Annotated in this window: 14 protein-coding genes; 8 read left to right on the top strand and 6 right to left on the bottom strand. The window is 70.7% G+C overall.

The features are described 5' to 3' along the window. Positions 1 to 119: 119 nt before the first annotated feature. From ADL12_RS07635 to ADL12_RS07620, 4 genes are all read left to right on the top strand, one after another. Entirely contained in the window at positions 120 to 965 is an 846-nt protein-coding gene (locus ADL12_RS07635; RefSeq protein ID WP_079051908.1) for a helix-turn-helix transcriptional regulator, read from the top strand. A 203-nt stretch (positions 966 to 1,168) separates the two neighbouring features. Continuing rightward, the gene (locus ADL12_RS07630; protein ID WP_062699890.1) at positions 1,169 to 3,988 is read left to right on the top strand and encodes a helix-turn-helix transcriptional regulator; all 2,820 of its coding nucleotides are present in this window, start codon (positions 1,169 to 1,171) and stop codon (positions 3,986 to 3,988) included. Between the two features lie 222 nt (positions 3,989 to 4,210). Then, the gene (locus ADL12_RS07625) at positions 4,211 to 4,999 is read left to right on the top strand and encodes a S1 family peptidase (RefSeq protein ID WP_062699889.1); all 789 of its coding nucleotides are present in this window, start codon (positions 4,211 to 4,213) and stop codon (positions 4,997 to 4,999) included. 171 nt (positions 5,000 to 5,170) lie between these two features. Continuing rightward, positions 5,171 to 5,818 (top strand): LysE family translocator, encoded by a 648-nt coding sequence (locus tag ADL12_RS07620; RefSeq protein ID WP_062699887.1) that lies wholly within the window; start codon positions 5,171 to 5,173, stop codon positions 5,816 to 5,818. A gap of 40 nt (positions 5,819 to 5,858) precedes the next feature. Here the strand turns inward: ADL12_RS07620 and ADL12_RS07615 are convergent, their stop codons facing one another. Next, positions 5,859 to 7,040, bottom strand: coding sequence for a winged helix DNA-binding domain-containing protein (locus ADL12_RS07615; RefSeq protein WP_425265078.1), 1,182 nt, complete (start codon positions 7,038 to 7,040; stop codon positions 5,859 to 5,861). A gap of 143 nt (positions 7,041 to 7,183) precedes the next feature. On the opposite strand from ADL12_RS07615, the gene ADL12_RS07610 reads away from it, so the two are divergent. Together ADL12_RS07610 and ADL12_RS07605 are read left to right on the top strand one after the other, a co-directional pair. Further along, a complete protein-coding gene (locus tag ADL12_RS07610) occupies positions 7,184 to 8,344 on the top strand; it encodes a magnesium and cobalt transport protein CorA (protein ID WP_079051906.1) in 1,161 nt (386 codons plus the stop codon). Positions 8,345 to 8,737: 393 nt separating this feature from the next. Beyond that, positions 8,738 to 9,421 carry a maleylpyruvate isomerase family mycothiol-dependent enzyme gene (locus ADL12_RS07605; RefSeq protein ID WP_062699886.1) on the top strand — a complete coding sequence of 228 codons (684 nt, stop codon included), beginning with the start codon at positions 8,738 to 8,740 and terminating at the stop codon, positions 9,419 to 9,421. 26 nt (positions 9,422 to 9,447) lie between these two features. Here the strand turns inward: ADL12_RS07605 and ADL12_RS07600 are convergent, their stop codons facing one another. Both ADL12_RS07600 and ADL12_RS53790 read right to left on the bottom strand, forming a co-directional pair. Then, complete coding sequence (locus ADL12_RS07600; RefSeq protein WP_062699884.1) at positions 9,448 to 9,795, bottom strand: hypothetical protein; 348 nt, start codon at positions 9,793 to 9,795, stop codon at positions 9,448 to 9,450. Further along, positions 9,773 to 10,030 carry a hypothetical protein gene (locus ADL12_RS53790; RefSeq protein WP_159053102.1) on the bottom strand — a complete coding sequence of 86 codons (258 nt, stop codon included), beginning with the start codon at positions 10,028 to 10,030 and terminating at the stop codon, positions 9,773 to 9,775. Before ADL12_RS53790 ends, ADL12_RS07600 begins: the two co-directional genes overlap by 23 nt. Between ADL12_RS53790 and ADL12_RS07595 the strand changes: the two genes are divergently transcribed. Both ADL12_RS07595 and ADL12_RS07590 read left to right on the top strand, forming a co-directional pair. Next, entirely contained in the window at positions 10,024 to 10,284 is a 261-nt protein-coding gene (locus tag ADL12_RS07595; RefSeq protein ID WP_062699881.1) for a hypothetical protein, read from the top strand. The genes ADL12_RS53790 and ADL12_RS07595 overlap by 7 nt on opposite strands. A 114-nt stretch (positions 10,285 to 10,398) precedes the next feature. Further along, a complete protein-coding gene (locus ADL12_RS07590; RefSeq protein WP_062699879.1) occupies positions 10,399 to 11,193 on the top strand; it encodes an SAM-dependent methyltransferase in 795 nt (264 codons plus the stop codon). A 469-nt stretch (positions 11,194 to 11,662) separates the two neighbouring features. Here the strand turns inward: ADL12_RS07590 and ADL12_RS07585 are convergent, their stop codons facing one another. From ADL12_RS07585 to ADL12_RS07575, 3 genes are all read right to left on the bottom strand, one after another. After that, positions 11,663 to 12,934, bottom strand: a complete 1,272-nt coding sequence (locus tag ADL12_RS07585; RefSeq protein WP_208614494.1) for an MFS transporter — start codon at positions 12,932 to 12,934, stop codon at positions 11,663 to 11,665. Positions 12,935 to 13,991: 1,057 nt separating this feature from the next. Continuing rightward, positions 13,992 to 15,365: a salicylate synthase gene (locus tag ADL12_RS07580; protein WP_244187812.1), complete on the bottom strand. Its 1,374-nt coding sequence runs from the start codon at positions 15,363 to 15,365 to the stop codon at positions 13,992 to 13,994. 119 nt (positions 15,366 to 15,484) lie between these two features. Further along, positions 15,485 to 17,179, bottom strand: coding sequence for a (2,3-dihydroxybenzoyl)adenylate synthase (locus ADL12_RS07575; protein WP_208614493.1), 1,695 nt, complete (start codon positions 17,177 to 17,179; stop codon positions 15,485 to 15,487). Positions 17,180 to 17,224: the final 45 nt, after the last annotated feature.

Here is a 17,224-nt window from a genome sequence, read left to right as displayed (position 1 = left end):
CCTCCTGGTTACCGGACCTTGCCGGGCGGCTCTCGGTCATCGTCTAATCCGTGACGTGGGTCTCACTACCCCCGAACGGGGGTGTGCGCTCCAGGAAGCCGCACTGAAAGGGCAAGGACGTGGCAGTGGACGCGGCCGCAACTGTGGAGATAAGGGGCGCGCTGGCGCGCCTGCGTCGCTCGACCGGGCTCCCGGTCGCCTTCGGCGGCCTGGTGGAGTCCGGGCGCTCACGCATGCGCATCAGCGAACTGAACGGCACAGCCACCGAGTCCCTGAGGAGACTCGCGGTGACCGCCGGCAATGGCTTGGGCGGCAAGGCGGTGGCCCTCGCCCGCCCCTGCGCGGTCACGGACTACTCCGTCTCCCGGCAGATCACCCACGAGTACGACGCCGCGGTCGCCGCGGAGGGACTGCGTTCGGTGCTGGCGGTCCCCGTCGTCGTACGACGCCGGGTACGCGGTGTCCTGTACGGCGCCCTGCGCACGGCCCAGCCTCTCGGTGACCGCACGCTGACGGCTGCCGTGGCGGCGGCGCGGGACGTGGAGCAGGCGCTGGTGGTGCGGGACGAGGTGCGGGTGTTGCTGGAGGCGGCCCGGCCGGAGACGGCTCGGCTGGAGACGGCGCCGTCCGACCGGGTCTCCGCGTGGGAGCAGGTCCGCGAGGCCCACGCGACACTGCGTGCCCTGGCCCCGCGGATCAGCGACCCCGCCCTGCGCGCGGAGCTCCTCGAGGCCTGCGGCCTGCTGACGGAGGGGCCTGCGCGAAGCGGCGTAGAGCTGTCCCCCCGCGAACTGGATGTGCTGGCGTGCGTGGCCGCAGGCTCGACGAACGCGGCCGCCGCCGAGCGGCTGGGGCTGCGGGCGGAGACGGTCAAGGGCTATCTGCGCTCGGCGATGCAAAAGCTGGGCACGCACACCCGTGGTGAGGCGGTGGTGGCGGCACGTCGGGCGGGTTTGCTGCCCTAGGGCCGGAATCTGCGGGAGTGGGGTCCCGCAGGACCGCAGGTCGCCCCCCTCGGGCCGGCTCTCCCGGGCGATCTTTATTCATTCGACCGAGCCTTGAATTTCCCCATGCTGCGCGGCTGTTATTTGCCTCACCATGCCTTCGGTCCGAATTTCAAAGATCCGTTGCCTAATATTGGCCCGAACACGACACACGGAGGGGAGCGGTGACCGTGCGACGGGACTTCAAGGAGCCTGCCAGATGCCGCCCCGACCAGGTCATCGGCAGGGAGGAGCTGTTCACCGCGGCGCGTGAGCAGCTCGGACGGGGCGGCAGCGTGCTGCTGCACGGCCCTGCCGGAATTGGGAAGTCGACGGTCCTGCGGGCATTGGCCGCGGAATACGGCGGGGCGGCACGCACCGTGTTGCGCTGCTCGCCCACGGAGTCCGAATCCCATCTCCCCTTCCTCGCCCTGGCCGACCTCCTCGGCCTGGTCCTGGACGAGGTCTCCGAGCGGCTCCCCACCGCCCAGCGCACCGCCCTGGAGTCGGCGCTCACCGGCCGCGGCGAGTCCACCCTCCAGCGCGACGGCCTCGCCCTGCGGCTGGCCGTACTGTCCACCCTGCGCGCCCTCGCCGACACCGGCCCCGTCCTCGTCGTCGCCGACGACCTCCAGTGGCTCGACCCGGCCAGCGCCGAACTCCTCGGCTTCGCCGCCCGCCGCCTCGGCGACACCCCGGTACGGATGCTGTGCGCGGTACGGACCGACGGCCAGGAGTACGACCGCCATCTACGCGCGTCCCCGCCGGACACCCTCGCCGTACGCCTCGGCCCCCTCTCGCGCGCCCAGATGTCCGTCCTCCTCGACCACCGCGGCTACACCGGCCTGCCCCGCTCCACGGTCCGGGACATCCACCGCACCAGCGGCGGCAACGCCCTGTTCGCCCTCGAACTGGGCCGCGCCCTCGCCGAGAACCCCACCCCGCCCCGCCCCGGCGAACCCCTGCCGGTGCCCACCTCGCTGCGCGCCCTGGTGCTGAACCGCCTGGAGATGCTCTCGGAGGAGGCCCGCCGCACCCTCCTCGTCGCAAGCGCGGGCGCCCGCCCCACGCTGGCCCTGCTGCACGCGGCCGGCCGCGACAACGCCGAGGCCGAGACCGCTCAGGCCGCCGAACTCGGGCTGCTGGCGACCGAGCCCGAGGGTCCCGCCCTGCGGTTCGCGCACCCGATGGTCTCCGCCGCGCTCTACGCGGAGGCGCCCGCGCAGGAGCGCCGCGCCGCGCACGCCGCGCTGTCCACGGCGGCCTCCGACCCGATCGAGCGCGCCCGGCACCTGGCCCTTGCGACCACCGGCACCGACCCGGAGGTCGCGGCCCGTCTCGCCGAGGCCGCCGCCCTGGCCCGGGACCGGGGAGCGCCGTCGGTGGCCGCGCAGCTCTCCCTGCTCGCCGCCCGGCACACCCCGGCGGACGGCCCGCAGAGCCCGGAGGTGCTGCGCCTGGAGGCCGCCGAGGACGCGATCACCGCCGGCGAGCTGGATCTCGCCCGGGACATCGCCCGGGAGGTGCTCACCCGGGCGACCGTCCCCGCGGACCGGGTGCGGGCCTGGATCGCGGTGATCGAGACGGCGGGGCATGCCATGGCGGAGGTCGACGCGATCTTCCCGCAGGCCCTGGCCGACGCGGGTGACGACCCGAAGCTGCTCGCGCTGGTCCACTACCAGCTGACGTGGCGCGCCCTGCTCGTGGAGGGGGACTTCGACGAGGCCCGGGGGGAGGCCGCGTATGTGGCGGAGCTGGCCGCGCGGGCCGGCGACCGGTACACCGAGCTCATGGCGCTCGCCTTCCAGGCCCAGATCGAGACCCTCATGGGCCACGCGGACGCCCCCGGGACCATTCGACGGGCGCTGGAGGAACCCCAGGACCCGAGGGTGGCCTGCCATCACAACGGGGCCGGCTACTCCCGCTTCCGCTGGCTGATCATGAGCGACCAACTGCCCGAGGCCCGCGCGGCGGTCACCACGCTGCTGCGCGAGGTGCGCCGGCACGGCTGGGTGGAGAGCGAGGTGCACTTCCTGCGCGGGGTCGCGGAGACCGAGCTGCACTCCGGGCACTGCGGGCGCGCCCTCGACCTGGCCCGCGAGAGCCTGCGCCTCGCCCGCGACACCGGCATCGGCGAGGTCGCCTCCGCCGTGCTGACCTCCCTCGCGGAGGCCGCGGGCGGGGACGTGGACCGGGCGCTGGCCCTGGCTCGGGAAGCGGTGGAGCACGCCGAGGAGGACGGCGACCAGATGTACGTCTCCCGCGCTCTGGCCGCCCTCGGCCACGCCCAGTTGGTGGCCGGGGACACTGAGGGAGCGGTCCGTTCGCTGCGCCGGGTGCGCGAGGTGGAGCAGAGCCTCGGCATCACCGACCCGGCACGGGGCCGCTGGCACGGCGACCTGGCCGAGGCCCTGGTGCGCAGCGGCGAGTTCGCGGAGGCGCAGGACGTCATCGACGTCACGCGCGAGCAGGCGCTGCGGCTGGACCGCGAGAGCGTCCTGGCCGTCCTCGACCGGGCCGAGGCGCTGATCCGCGCCGCACGGGGCGAACAGGACGCCGCCATCGCCCAGTTGACGTCGGCACAGGACCGGCTCGGCAAACTGGGCTACGGCCTGGAGGAGGCCCGGGCCGCCTTCGCGCTGGCCCAGCTGCGCACAGGAACTCCGGGCCCGACCTCGTACGACGAGGCGGCCCGGCTGTTCCGCCGCTGCCGGGCGCTGCCCTGGCTGCGGCAGGTCGAGGCGGCCGCCGCCGCGCGCCCCGCGGAGGCGGTCCCCACCCCCGCCGCCACGCCGGACGGTCTCGACGGCCTGGACGGGCTCGCCTCGATGGAGCGTCAGGTCGCCGCGCTCGTCATGGAGGGCGCGACCAACCGGGAGATCGCCGCGCGCCTGTTCATCAGCGTCAAAACAGTCGAAGCGACACTTACCCGCGTATACCGCAAGCTCGGGATCCGATCGCGGGTCGACATCGTCAGATTGGCGGCGGGGCGCCGTACGACGTGAGTTCACCCGTCTTTGTCGGTCCGTGGAGGTTTAGCCGGACTCGACCGAGGGTTTTCCCTGCCCAACTCCCTTAGGGGGTTCCCTCATTGGGAAGGGGAACTTCCGGGACCTACCTTGTGGATGTGCCGCTCGCCGGGCACACGGGGGTCGGTCCCGCGACCCCCGTGCACAACCCCCCACACCCGCGCGACCCCCCACCGGCAACCCCCAATGAGGAGACCCATGTTCGGGCTCACCCGTGCCAGAAAGACCGCCGCCGTCGTGGCGACCGCTGCCGCCGCCGCGGCCGCACTGCTCAGCGCCCCCACCGCTGAGGCCGCGTCGACGCGCATCGTGGGCGGCACGACGACCACGACGACCGCGTACCCCTTCATGATGCAGATCACGGACGCCTCGCAGAGCCAGTTCTGCGGTGGCACGCTCGTCTCCGCGACAAAGGTGGTCACCGCCGCCCACTGCATGGTCGGCGAGACGACGAGCAGTGTCCGCGTCGTCGGCGGCCGCACCTACCGCAACGGCACGAACGGCACGGTCAGCCGGGTCAGCGACATCTGGGTCCACCCGGACTACACGGACGCCACCGACGGCAACGACGTGGCCGTGCTGACCCTGTCGACCTCGATGCCGTACACGACGGCCTCGTACGTCGACTCCTCGGACACCGGCGTGTACGCGGCCGGCACCACCGCCCGCATCGTCGGCTGGGGCACCACGTCCTCGAACGGCAGCTCCTCCAACCAGCTGCGGACGGCGACCGTGCCGACCGTCTCCAACTCCAGCTGTGCGAGCTCCTACGGTTCGGACTTCCTCGCGTCCGACATGGTCTGCGCCGGATACACCTCCGGCGGCACTGACACCTGCCAGGGCGACAGCGGCGGTCCCCTGCTCATCGGGGGCGTCCTGGCAGGGATAACTTCCTGGGGCGAAGGCTGCGCCCAGGCCGGTTACCCGGGTGTCTACACCCGGCTGACCACCTTCTCGGACGAGGTGACCGAACAGGTCCAGTCGTAACCGGGAACGGCACCCAGAAGGTCTCCTGAGCACACCTCAGGTGCAAGACCAGGGGGCGTTGCGGGCCTCCACGAGCGGCCCGCAACGCCCCCTATCCATGTCCGTCGTCACCTGTCCATGTCCGTTGTCAGAGGGACCTGTTTCAATGGGCTGCGGATGGGGGTGGCGGGCATGGTGTCCACAGATCGTTTCCTGGCCTTCGCGGCGATGTCGCTGCTGGTGATCGTGATTCCGGGGCCGAGCGTGCTGTTCGTCATCGGCCGCGCGCTGGCCCACGGTCGGCGTACCGCCGTGGCCACGGCGATCGGCAATGTCTTCGGCTCGTATCTGCTGGTGGTGGCGGTCGCCATCGGGATCGGCTCGCTGGTCGAACGCTCGGTGGCCGTCTACATGACGGTGAAGCTGGCGGGCGCGGCCTATCTGGTCTATCTGGGTGTGCAGGCGTACCGGCACCGGGGTGAGCTGAAGGCGGCGGCGATCGGAGCGACGCCGGCCGCACCGAAGCGCGGCGATCTGCGAACCCTCCTCGACGGCGTCCTCGTCGGTGTCACCAACCCGAAGGGCGTCGTGTTCTTCGCCGCCGTACTCCCCCAGTTCGTGGACCACTCGGCGGGCCATGTCCCCCTGCAGATGCTGCTGTTGGGTCTGATCCCGATCTCCATCGGCCTGGTCACGGACACCCTGTGGGGCCTGACCGCGTCGGCGGCCCGCACCTGGTTCGCCCGCTCCGACCGCCGACTGTCACTGATAGGCGGAGCGGGCGGCTGCACGATGATCGGGCTCGGGGTGACGGTCGCGGTGACGGGGCGGGCGGAGTGACGCCTCGGGAAGACGGTCGCCAGGGGTAGCCGGACAGGCCCTAGGGGATGACGGTCCCGAAGCGGATGTCGTACGACACCTCCGGATGCATCACCTTCACCATCCGCTCCCCCTCCTCGGTCACCTCCCCGCGCTGGGCCTTGGTGAGCTCGGTGAACTCCTCGATGACGAGGGCGTCGCCGAGGATCCGCCATACCCCCGCGAGGAAGCCGTCGACGAGGAGGGGGCAGTAGACCGTGTTCGCCTGCCAGGTGCGGCCACGGTTGGCGGGCGGAATCACACGGGTGCGGTCGGCGTGGGAGAGGAGGAGGTTGTCGAACTCTGGCAGGAAGCGGGGCGGCGCCGGGGTGTCCGGGTCCGGGCGCGGGGCGTCGGGGAGGTCGAAGAGTTCGACGCCGCCTTCGTCCCGGAAGGTGACCAGCGCGGGGCGGAGCCGTTCGAAGGCAGGACGCATCCGGGTGAGACCGGACCAGGTCTGCATGTCCTTCACGGAGGCGGGCCCGAAAGCGGCCAGGTAGCGCAGAACCGTGGCGTCCGGGGAGGCGGCCGGCTCGGCGGGGCGGCCCAGCCAGTGCTCGGCGGTGGTGAGGCAGACCTGGGCGCTGCGGCCCCACATTCCGCGCGGGGTGACCTGGACGAGGGGCAGCGTGCAGCGGGCGGCGACGGCGAGGGACTGCGGGTCGGCGTCCGGCCACTCGGCGCTGAGGGCCTCGCGCAGCTGCTTCATGGTGCGAGGCTCGGCCTCGACAAGGTCGCGGGCGAGTACGGCGAGCCGGTCCAGGTCGACACCGACGAGGCCCTTGCGGAAGTAGTTGATCTCGCGGTCCCGGGCGGGCTGGACCAGCGGACGCAGGGTGAGACTGTCGTCGGCGGTGTGCAGGTGGATGGTCGAGCGCATGGTGACGATGCGCACGGCCGCACGGTCGGCCAGCAGCCCGGACAGCTCCTCGGGCGTGAAGCCGTCGAGACGGGCGGCGAGCGCGTAGTACGGCGGCTTGACCTCCTGGGCCTGCAGGCCGACCAGATGCTCCACGGCCGCCCGCGCGGACAGCGGCGCCCGGTGCAGCAGCAGCTGCCGGTCGAGGGTGGCACGGTTGAGGGCGCGGGTGCTGAGCACGGGGCCCGTCGCGGTCGCCGTCTGCTGAGTGCCGCGCTTCGTCTGATGTGTGCCGGGCTTCGTCGTGGTCCGCTTCGTCGTGGTCCGCTTCGTCATGCTCCGCACGCTAGCGAGGCTTGCGGACACCGTCAGTCCGCAACTCTCACGAAATCCGGGATCGGCTCGGTCCCACCCATGCCATTCGCCCCGTATATCCTGCTCCGTGATCACGCACACGCACTCGTCGTCCCCACCGGGAGGCAGCCGCAGTGTCCGAGCGACGCGCACGCCCCGCCTCGAAGAACCCCGTGAAGTCCGCCTGGCGCCGAGCCCTCACTCCCCCGCAGCCACCGGAGCCACCGGCCCCGACGCCTCCGGCACGCGCCACGGCTCCCGACTCCTCCGAGGTGGCGAGCGTCGTGGAGGCGGCGCTGTACCAGGACGGCGTCCGGGTCTCCTCCCCCGCCACCCTCGCCGAGACCTACCGCGAGCTGCGCGACCAGCCGTCCGGGATGGCCTGGATCGGCCTGGCCCGTCCCACGGAATCCGAACTCCTCTCCTTGGCCGCGGAGTTCGACCTGCACCCGCTCGCGGTCGAGGACGCGATGGAGGCACACCAGCGACCCAAGCTGGAGCGCTACGGCGACACGCTCTTCGTGGTCCTGCGCGCGGCCCGCTACCTGGACGCGCCCGAGGAAGTCGACTTCGGCGAACTCCACGTCTTCGTCGGCCCCGACTTCGTGATCACGGTCCGTCACGGTGCGGCCCCCGATCTGTCGTCGGTGCGCCGGCGCATGGAGGAGACGCCGGAACTGCTCAAACTCGGCCCGGAGGCGGTGCTCTACGCGATACTGGACGCGGTGGTCGACGGCTATGAGCCGGTGGTGGTGGGCGTCCAGAACGACATCGACGAGATCGAGACCGAGGTCTTCCGCGGCGACCCCGAGGTCTCCCGCCGTATCTACGAACTCTCCCGGGAAATGGTCGAGTTCCAGCGCGCCACCCGCCCCCTGGTCGGCATGCTGCACGGCCTGATGGCCGGCTTCTCCAAATACGGCACGGACGAGGAACTACAGCGCTACCTCCGCGACGTGGCCGACCACGTCACCCACACCAGCGAACGCGTCGACGGCTTCCGCCAAGCCCTGACCGAGATCCTCACGGTGAACGCGACGCTGGTCACGCAGCAGCAGAACGCGGAGATGCGGGCGTTGGCGGAGGCGGGGTTCGAGCAGAACGAGGAGATCAAGAAGATCTCGTCGTGGGCGGCCATTTTGTTCGCTCCGACGCTGGTCGGGACGATCTACGGGATGAACTTCGAGCACATGCCGGAGTTGCGCTGGGTGCTCGGATACCCCTTCGCGATCGCCCTAATGGGGATCGTTTGTACCAGTTTGTACGTCATCTTCAAGCGGCGAGATTGGCTCTGAGTAATCGCCGCGGAGGGCTGCCGTCTTGAGCGCGTGCAGCTCCGATCGAGGGCGCAGATGACGCGTTCGGGGCCGCTGGGGAGTGTGTGGGCTGGAGTGGTGGTCTACGCGGCCGTGGCAGCGGCGGCAGGTTGGCCGAGCAAGGCGTCGATGGCCCAGCCGGCGGGCGAGTGTGACGACGGACTCGCCCGCTTCGAGGATGACCGAGGCGTACGAGTGGCTTGTGTCCGCAGAGACCGTGTGCGATGGAGTCCGTGTCGCCATTGAGCAGGCATCCTCGCCGAGCGTCGATTCGCGACGCTCATGGTCGGTGGTGTTGCATTCCGGCCTCGTCGACGTGATGCAGATCACCCTCTCGGGTGCGAGGTAGAGGCCTCCGATAGCTTGATCAGCATGGATCAGGGTCGTGTGCTGGAAGCGTTCCGCCTCGAAGCGGGGGAGCTCTCCCGGGCGGTTGCCGGGCTGTCCGAGTCGGAGTGGGATCGTCCGACGCGGTGTGAGCCCTGGTCCGTGCGCGAGTTGTTGGGTCACGTCCGGGTGGTGATCGCGTGGCTGCCACAGATGCTGGGCGGCCTTGCTCCGGACAAGGCCGAGGTCAGTGCAGCGCAGTACTACCGGCCCGACGATCGGTTCAGCCCGCAGACCAACGCTGCCCGCATCGGCCTGGCCCAGAACCACGCGGCCGAGCATGCCAACGGCGCCGCCCTCGCCGCGGACTTCGCCGCGACATGGCGGCAGGTGGATCAGATGTGCCAGGACGAACCGGAAGACCGAGTCGTGCGTACTCGTCACGGCGACGCGATGCTCCTCTCGGAGTTCCTGCTCACCAGAGTGGTGGAGGTCGCGGTTCATGGCTTGGACTTGGCGGACGCGCTGGGACGCGAACCGTGGCTGACTCCGGAGGCCGGGGTGGCAGTGCTGGAACTTCTGCTCGGGCCCGAGCAGTTGGACGCTGCGGGTGAACTCGGCTGGGATGGACCGACCTTCCTTCGCAAGGTCACCGGTCGCGCGACGCTTGACGCGACGGAGACCGCCCAGGTCGGGCGGCTCGGCATTCGGTGGATCACGCTGGGCTGACACCGCGTCGAGTGCAGATCCTGCGGTCAGCTGCATGAGCCGATCACGGTGGTTCGCGGCGTGGGGAGGCGGCTGACGCGACGGGTCCCGGCGGCGGCTTCGCGGAGCCGGACGATCTCTTCGTGCGGTGCGGCGAGCCGGGCCAGGGACTCAGCACGGAAGTCGGTCAGCTCGGTGACCGTCTGGGCTTCGCGGGGATCGGGAATCTCTCCGACCTGCTGGAGCGACTGAAGGCGTCGCTCGAACTGGGTGCGGAGGTGCGCGTATGGGCGGGTGCCGTAGAAGGCGGTGCGGTTGACTGCGGCTTCGCGGGCGAGGGTCTTGATGTCGCACTTTCCGCCGGGCGGGATCTCACCGCTTAGGAGCCGGTCCATGGCGGCCCGGATGCGGTTCTCGTACTCGGTCCGCTGGGCTGCGGAGATTCTCTGAGAGTTCCTCGTCCACGGTGCTGGCGGCGTCGATCTCGGAGATGACGCGGAGGGCCCGGTCGTAGTCGGCTTGGAGCCGGGTGCGTTCGGTCTTGCGGGTGGTGCCGAGCTGGCCGAGGAAGATCTCGGTGCGTTCGGCGTGCTCGGCCCAGACGGGGCGGTGACAAGGTCCAGGTGCCACAGCACGCTGCCGGTCCCGACGTCCTCAACCGGGCAGCTCTGCCGGGCGGCGAGCCCGGCGAGGGTGACGGCCAGAACGCCGCGTACCGCACGTTCGTCCCACGAGACGGCCGGATGCCTGCCGTACCGGGCTACCCGTTCCGCCCGCTCGACCCCGTGCTGCCAGCGCGCTTGGTCCATGCCGTCATTGTGCCGCGCCCCCGGGCCGGCGCTCTGCTCCACCACCGCATCATGCGCCGGTCGTTCGGCGAGTGACGGGGCGCCGTGCAGCGAACACGGGCAGATGATCGCCAAAGATCCAAGCTTCCCCGGTACCTGGCGTGCGATGCAGCTAGATTGCGTGACATCAGGCCAACTCGTGGAGCTCTCATGTCAGTTGAACGTCCGATCATCAACAGCAGCGTGCCGCACTCCGCCCGCATCTGGAACTACTGGCTCGGCGGCAAGGACTGCTACGAGATCGACCGACAGGTAGGCGACCAGATCGCCGAGGCCAACCCGGCCATCCTCGACGTCGCCCGGGCGCAACGGGCGTTCCTGGTCCGTGCCGTGGAGTACCTCATCGCCGAGACCAGCATCCGCCAGTTCCTGGACGTGGGCACCGGCCTGCCCACCGCGAACAACACCCACGAGGTCGCCCAGCGCCTCGTCCCCGAGACACGGATCGTCTACGTCGACCACGATCCCATCGTGCTGGCCCACGCGGAGGCGCTGCTCACCAGCACGCCCGAGGGCTCGACGGCCTACATCGACGCCGACCTGCGCGACCCCGACGCGATCCTGGAACAGGCCGCCAAGACACTGGACCTCACCCAGCCCGTGGCGCTGATCCTGCTGGGCATCGCCGCGCACGTCACCGACGACTCCGTCTACGACATCGTGAGCCGCCTCGTCGACGCCCTGCCGTCCGGCAGCTACCTCGTGTTCTGCGACAGCACCGAGGTCGTCCACCCCGAGCGGCAGCGCGCGATGGTCGAGCAGTGGAACGAGGCGAGTGACAACCCCCGCATCAACCGCAGCCCGGAGCAACTTGCCCGCTTCTTCGACGGTCTGGAACTGCTGGAACCCGGCCTCGTCTCAGTCTCCCGGTGGCGCCCCGCGGCGACCGCTTCCGAAGCGGCGGCCGAGGTCGACGACTTCGGTGGCGTGGCGCGCAAACCATAGTTGAGCCGCGGGACAACGGACGTCATCAAGTCCTCGAAGCTCAGGACGAGTTGAGTGAAGGCGCGAGGTTAAAGAACCGGTGTCGGCACCCTGGAGTGGGCGGCCGGTGGCGGGACGGTGCGCGCGGAGATCCCGCTCGGTGACCTCCTCGACCAACTCGTGGTTGAGCGCGGCGGCACAGGTCGCTCCCATCCCGGCCGCCGTGATCGCCTGGGCCCGTGGATCAACCACGTTCCCGATGGCCCAGAGACCGGCGCGGCTGATGCGCCCGGCGGGGCCGGTGCGCAGGAAGCCCTGCTCGTCCCTCTCGCAGCAAAGCCCTCCCAGGACACCACCGTTCGGGATCCTCCTCGGGAGGAGGAACACCCCTGCTGCCTGAAGTGTCCGCCCGTCGGCGAGTTCTACCCCGCGGAGGTCAACGAGCAACGCCCCCGCCATCGGGCAGGGGCGTTGCTCGAGATGGTCTGTTTCAGGATGCCTTTTGGTCGGCGGGCCTCTCGATCTCGGTGGTCACCCGTGCCCCTCGGAAGAGCACCGGGAGCCACAGGAGACATGCCAGCAGGGGGACCGCGGCGTAGGTGGCCATGCCCACACTGGAGCCCAACCCGTCCATGAGCGCGCCGAGGACGAGATAGCCGATGCCGATGAGCGCCGACTCCACGAATGCGATCATCGACAGCAGGCTCGCCCGGTGGCGCGAGGGCACTGCCTCGTTGAACACGTTGTCCACGATCACGGCGGTGATCTCGGGAATTCCGACCAGAACCAGGAACGCGGCGATGGTGACCCGGACAAGGCCGAGGCCGCTCAGGCCGAGCGCCACGGCGAGCGTCAGGAGAGACACCGGGACGATGACCCGATACCCGATGCGCCGGTCCGCGCGGTCCGACAGCAAGGGAGTGAGTCCGCCGACGAAGAATCCCGCCGATATGACCACGCCGACCCATGCGGTGCCCGCTCCCTGATCGGAGAGGGTCTTCTGCGTAAAAATGATGTACGGCGTCAAAGTCGCATGCATCAATCCGGACACCACGACAAGCGTCACGAGCGCCGGCGTGGCGACCCGAAGCATCGCCCGCCATGCTGTGGCGTCGCCGTGCTCCTTCTCGGCTCCGTCCTGCTCGTCCACCGCGTCCGCGCCGCGGATCTCGGGCACCCGTGACATCAGCACCACCACGGCCAGGACGAGGCACGACGCCGAACCGACGTAGACGACTCCCCAGGAAAACTGCTGCAGTTGGCCACCGAGGACGATGGCGACTCCCGAGGTGACCGTCCCGAGCATGGTGAACCGGGACTTGATCTTGACGTAGCCGGCCGTTGCACCACGACGCACGAGCAGGTCGTACAGCAGGGCGGTGTCCGAACCGGATACACATGCCATGCCCACGCCCTGTCCGATGAACAGCGCCAGGAACACCCAGTAGTTGGAGAACGCCACCTGACCGAGCAGACATCCAGCTATCAGCACCTGGCCGATCACGATGCTGGCACGCCTGCCGATTCGGTCGGCGATGACTCCCGTCGGCACCTCCGCAAGTCCGCTGACCAGATAGAGCAGTGTCTGAAGTAGGGCCACTTGCCCGGCGGAGAAGCCTCGCTCATAAAGGAAGAGGACGAATACGCCACGCTGGAACAGCGAGTTGGCGAGCACGGCGTATACGTAGAACGGGCGCGTGACGCTTCGTGCTGCATCGTCGACTGCAGCCGACCCGCCAAGGGCCTCCGTGGTGCCGGTCATGCTGCGGGCTCCCCCTGGTGACTCCGGTGATCATTGGTGTTGGGCCTCCGCCGTCGACCGGAGCTTCCAGTCCGTACTTCGCGCAGGAGGTGCCAAGTGCTGGAACCGGTGGCGTGCATCTCCTGGAAACGGTTGCGCACATCTTGGAGCCGGCGTGGGCGTGAGGTCAGGGAAATCCCGGATCTCGTCACTTGGTTCCCGGGAGGACGGCCGTGGGCGGCGACTGCGTCCTGTGAGGGTACCGGAGCCCGGTCGGCTCGCACGCGAGTTCTATCACCGCCTGGAATCAGGGTTTCCGCCGTCCTGAAGCGAACGAAGCTTTCAGACACACCAGATCCCCTGGCGTACGGAAGGCCCACACAGTAGTCACCGGAAGAGAGAGCCAAGCCGTCCAGTGTGAGGCTGTGAATGCCGGCCCGCTCCATGGTCGTGATCTCGCGTCCCCAGTCGACGGCCTCGAGAACGTTCGCCTCGGGTGTGGAGCGGTCGATGACGATGCGTCGGCGGGGACCTGGACGCGTGTCGTCGACGGAGATGACCGTCGGACCTGCTGCAGGTACAGCGACAGCAGGTAGAAGGTGCCGTAGGCGTGGGAAAGGACATGCTCGGCGGTGTCGGGCGGCAGGTCGCGGCAGTAGCTCCAGCGGGCCACCGGCCGCGCCGGGCGTGGTGACAGGCCGGAGCGCAGCCGCCTTCGCATCGCCGCGCGGACGACGAGCGGGAAGCCGTCGAGGGCGGAGGTGCCCTCACGCGGCACGGTGGCGGCGAGGAACACCAGCCGGCGGATCCGGTGCGGGAGCAGCGAGGCGACCTGAGGAATGACGACGCCGGCCAGGGAGTGGCCCAACAGGACGACCTGGCGAGTCCGGCCGCGTCGATGTCGTCCGCCACCGCTCGTGCCAGGTCGCCGATGGCCAGCGTGGTGAGATCCGCCGGTCTGCCGGCGCGGCCGGGAAGGTCGGGGGTGAGACACGGGACGGACAGGTGGGGCAGGACGGGCTCCCAGCAGGCGCCCGTGAACCAGCTGCCGGGACCAGGGCTGCGGGCGCCTGATCGTTCATCGCGGCTCCTCGGGTGCCGTGCCGGGGCTGCGGCGGAGGTACGGGGCCACGCTGCGGAGCTTCTCGCAGGTCTCCTCCCACTCCCGTTCGGGTGTCGACTGCCCCATGACTCCGGCGCCCGCCCGCATCCAACTGCGGCCGTCGCGCTGGAAGACGGTGCGCAGGACCAGCGCCGCGTCGAGAGAGCCGTCGGCGTCCGCGGTAAACGCGGCTCCGGCGTACAGCCCTCGGGGTTCGCTCTCGTAGCGGCCGATGGTGCGCAGTGCCTCAGGTTTCGGGCAGCCGGTGGCGGTGATCGCGGGGAACAGCGCCGCGAATGCGTCCCAGGGGCCCTGGTCGTCGGCGAGGCGTCCTGCGGCGCGCGAGGCGAGGTGCTGCACCGAGCCGCGTTCCCGGACCGTCATGAACTCCTCGACCACGACCGTGCTCGGGTGGCAGATGCCGGTCAGTTCGTCGACGGCGAGGCGGACGGAGAGGGCGTGTTCGTGGATCTCCTTCGGGTCGCCGAGCAGGTCGGCCCGTAGCCGCGCGGTCTCCTCGGGGCGGGGGTCGAGGGCGCGGGTTCCGGCCAGCGGCTGGGTGGAGACGCGGCGGGTGCCCCCCTCGACCTCCAACACGGTCTCGGGGCTGAAGCCCGCCGCCCGCCAGCCGCCCAGGTCCAACAGGAAGGACCGGGCGGGGGTGTTGGCGCGGCGGCCCGCCAGGTAGGTGGCGGTCAGGTCGAGGGCCGTATGCGCGGGCAGCGGCAGGGGCCGGGACAGTACGGCCTTCTGGAGGAGCCCTGCCCGGATGTCGGCCACCGTGCGTGCGACAGCGTGCTGGTACGGCCCCGCCCCGGACCCCAGCAGTTCTTCCACGTCGGTGAGGCCGTCGCCGACCGCTCCTGTGGGAATGGCCAGGGCCTTGGCCATGAGGGGCAGGTGTTCCGGGTCCGCCGTGCGTATGCGTGCCGTTCCCGGGGTGAGGGCGACCTCGGTGGCCGGCAGCATGAGGTGGAGCAGCGGGTCGCGGCCCGTGTCCCCTGTGCCGGGGTGCAGCAGGTGGGCCAGTTCGAAGGCCGCCCAGCCGTACACCCGCCAGTCCCGGTACGGCAGTTGGGCCAGGGCATCGGCTACCTGCTTCAGCGGCGCCGCGCCGAGGGGCCGGGTCACGGAGCGGTTGCCGCAGCGTGCGGTGATCCCTTCGGCGTCCAGGGTGACGGTTGCCGCGGGGCCGCAGGCGTAGTGCCAGACCCCGGCGCGTTCGTAGACGACGTACTCGCCGCCGAGCCCGGCGCGCGCGAGGCGGACCGCCGCCTCCGCCGGGTCCTCGGGGGACTCGACGGTGTGCACGGGGCCGGGTGCGGGCAGGGCGTCGGCCCAGGAGCCCAAAGAGTCCGAGGGTGGCAACGAGTCCGAGGAGTGCAACGAGTCCGAGGAATCCCAGGAATCGCCGGACGTGTGGGGCGAGTGTGAAGTCCTGGCAGTACGTCGAGGGTCGGTCGAGCCGGTCATGAACGGGGGTTCCCTTCCTTGCGCCGCGCGCCCTCGGTCGCGAGCTCGCGCGCCAGCGCCGTCAATGCCTTCTTGTCGGTCTTGCCGACGGCCGTCACCGGGAGGGCGCCGAGGGTCTCGACCCGGTCGGGGATCTTGTACGGGGCCAGGCCGCGTTCGCGGAGGAAGGCGGCCGCCTCGTTCCTGTCGGGGGCGGTGGCGCCGGGCCTGGGGACGACGAAAGCGCAGGTGCGCTCGCCGAGCAGGTCGTCGGGGACGGGTACGACGGCAGTGTCCAGGACCGCCGGGTGGTGGGCGAGTTGCTCCTCGACCTCGGCCGCGGCCACCTTGTCGCCGCCCCGGTTGATCTGCTCCTTCACACGGCCCTCGACGACGAGGTGGCCGGTGGGCGTGCGCCGGACGAGGTCGCCGGTGCGGTAGTGGCCGTCGGCGGTGAACGCGGTGGCGTTGTGCTCGTCGGCCCGGTAGTAGCCGCGCAGGGTGTAGGGGCCGCGGGTGAGGAGCCGTCCGGTCGTGCCGGGCGGGACGTCGCGGTCGTCCTCGTCGACGATGCGGAGTTCGTCGTCGGGGGACAGTGGGCGGCCCTGTGTGTGCAGGACGACCTGCTCCGGTGCGTCCGGCTCGGTGTAGTTCAGCAGGCCCTCCGCCATGCCGAACACCTGCTGCAGGACGGGGCCGAAGGCGCCGCGCACCTGGGCGGCGTGCTCGGGCAGCAGCCGGGCGCCGCCGACCTGGAGCAGCCGTAGCGAGGACAGGTCCGCCTCGCCCCACTCCGTCGCCGCCGCCCACATACGGGCGGTCGGTGGTACGAGCGCTGACACGGTGACGCGTTCGCGTTCGACGAGGGCGAACGCCGCGTCGGGGTCGGGCTCGTCCGTGAGCACCGCGGTGCCGCCCGCGTGCAGGGCGCCGAGCACCCCGGGGCAACCGAGCGCGAAGTTGTGGGCCACGGGCAGCGCGGCGAGGTAGACGGTGTCGGGGCCGAAGCCGCACAGCTCGGCGCTGGCCCGCACGTTGTACGCGTAGTCGTCGTGGGTGCGCGGGATGAGCTTGGGCAGCCCGGTGGTGCCGCCGGAGACCAGGAGCAGGGCCACCTCGGAGGCGTCGTCGGGGGCAGGCTGCAGCTCTCCGGCGATTCCCGGGCCGTCCAGCGGGAGGTGCGCGCCCTGGTCGCCGGCCACCAGGACGTGCCGCAGGTCCGGGCACTCCTTGACGACCTCGGTGGCCAGCTCACGGTGGTCGAAGCCCTGATGGATGTCCGGGACGACGTACGCCACCGCCCCCGACAGGCGGCACAGGTGCACGATCTCGCTACGGCGGTGCAGCGGCAGGGCGAGGACGGGGATCGCGCCGAGTCGCTGGAGGCCGAAGAAGACGGTGAAGAACTCCGGCACGTTCGGGAGCTGGAGGACCACGCGCTCCCCCGCCCGGACGCCGAGTCCGGCGAGCCGGCGGGCGACGCGGTCGGCGGATCGCTCCAGTTCCGCCCGGTCCAGGCGTCGTCCGCCGTGCACGAGGGCGGTGCGGTGCGGGTGGGTGCGAGTCCAGGTCCGCAGTAGCTGGTCGAACGTTTCACCTCGCCAGTACCCGGCCTCCCGGAAGCGCGTGGCGAGTTCCTCGGGCCAGGGCGTACAGCCGTCCAGCACGTGGTCCCCCTCTGGTCGTGTCCTGCTCGGCAGGGGCTTGTCCATCCCCCTCTTCATACTGTAGTAAATGAATATCATTTTCAATAACTG

This window comes from Streptomyces regalis, assembly GCF_001509475.1.
GTDB lineage: Bacteria > Actinomycetota > Actinomycetes > Streptomycetales > Streptomycetaceae > Streptomyces > Streptomyces regalis.
Note: the sequence above shows the minus strand (reverse complement) of the source record. Positions and strands in the feature narration are given on the sequence as shown.

What these genes read in the sequence shown, in the direction of transcription:
- ADL12_RS07620 (WP_062699887.1), top strand. Translation starts at nt 5,171, where the DNA reads ATGGTGTCCACAGATCGTTTCCTGGCCTTCGCGGCGATGTCGCTGCTG.
- ADL12_RS07605 (WP_062699886.1), top strand. Translation starts at nt 8,738, where the DNA reads ATGGATCAGGGTCGTGTGCTGGAAGCGTTCCGCCTCGAAGCGGGGGAG.
- ADL12_RS07625 (WP_062699889.1), top strand. Translation starts at nt 4,211, where the DNA reads ATGTTCGGGCTCACCCGTGCCAGAAAGACCGCCGCCGTCGTGGCGACC.
- ADL12_RS07575 (WP_208614493.1), bottom strand. Translation starts at nt 17,179, where the DNA reads ATGGACAAGCCCCTGCCGAGCAGGACACGACCAGAGGGGGACCACGTG.
- ADL12_RS07585 (WP_208614494.1), bottom strand. Translation starts at nt 12,934, where the DNA reads ATGACCGGCACCACGGAGGCCCTTGGCGGGTCGGCTGCAGTCGACGAT.
- ADL12_RS07600 (WP_062699884.1), bottom strand. Translation starts at nt 9,795, where the DNA reads ATGGACCGGCTCCTAAGCGGTGAGATCCCGCCCGGCGGAAAGTGCGAC.
- ADL12_RS07590 (WP_062699879.1), top strand. Translation starts at nt 10,399, where the DNA reads ATGTCAGTTGAACGTCCGATCATCAACAGCAGCGTGCCGCACTCCGCC.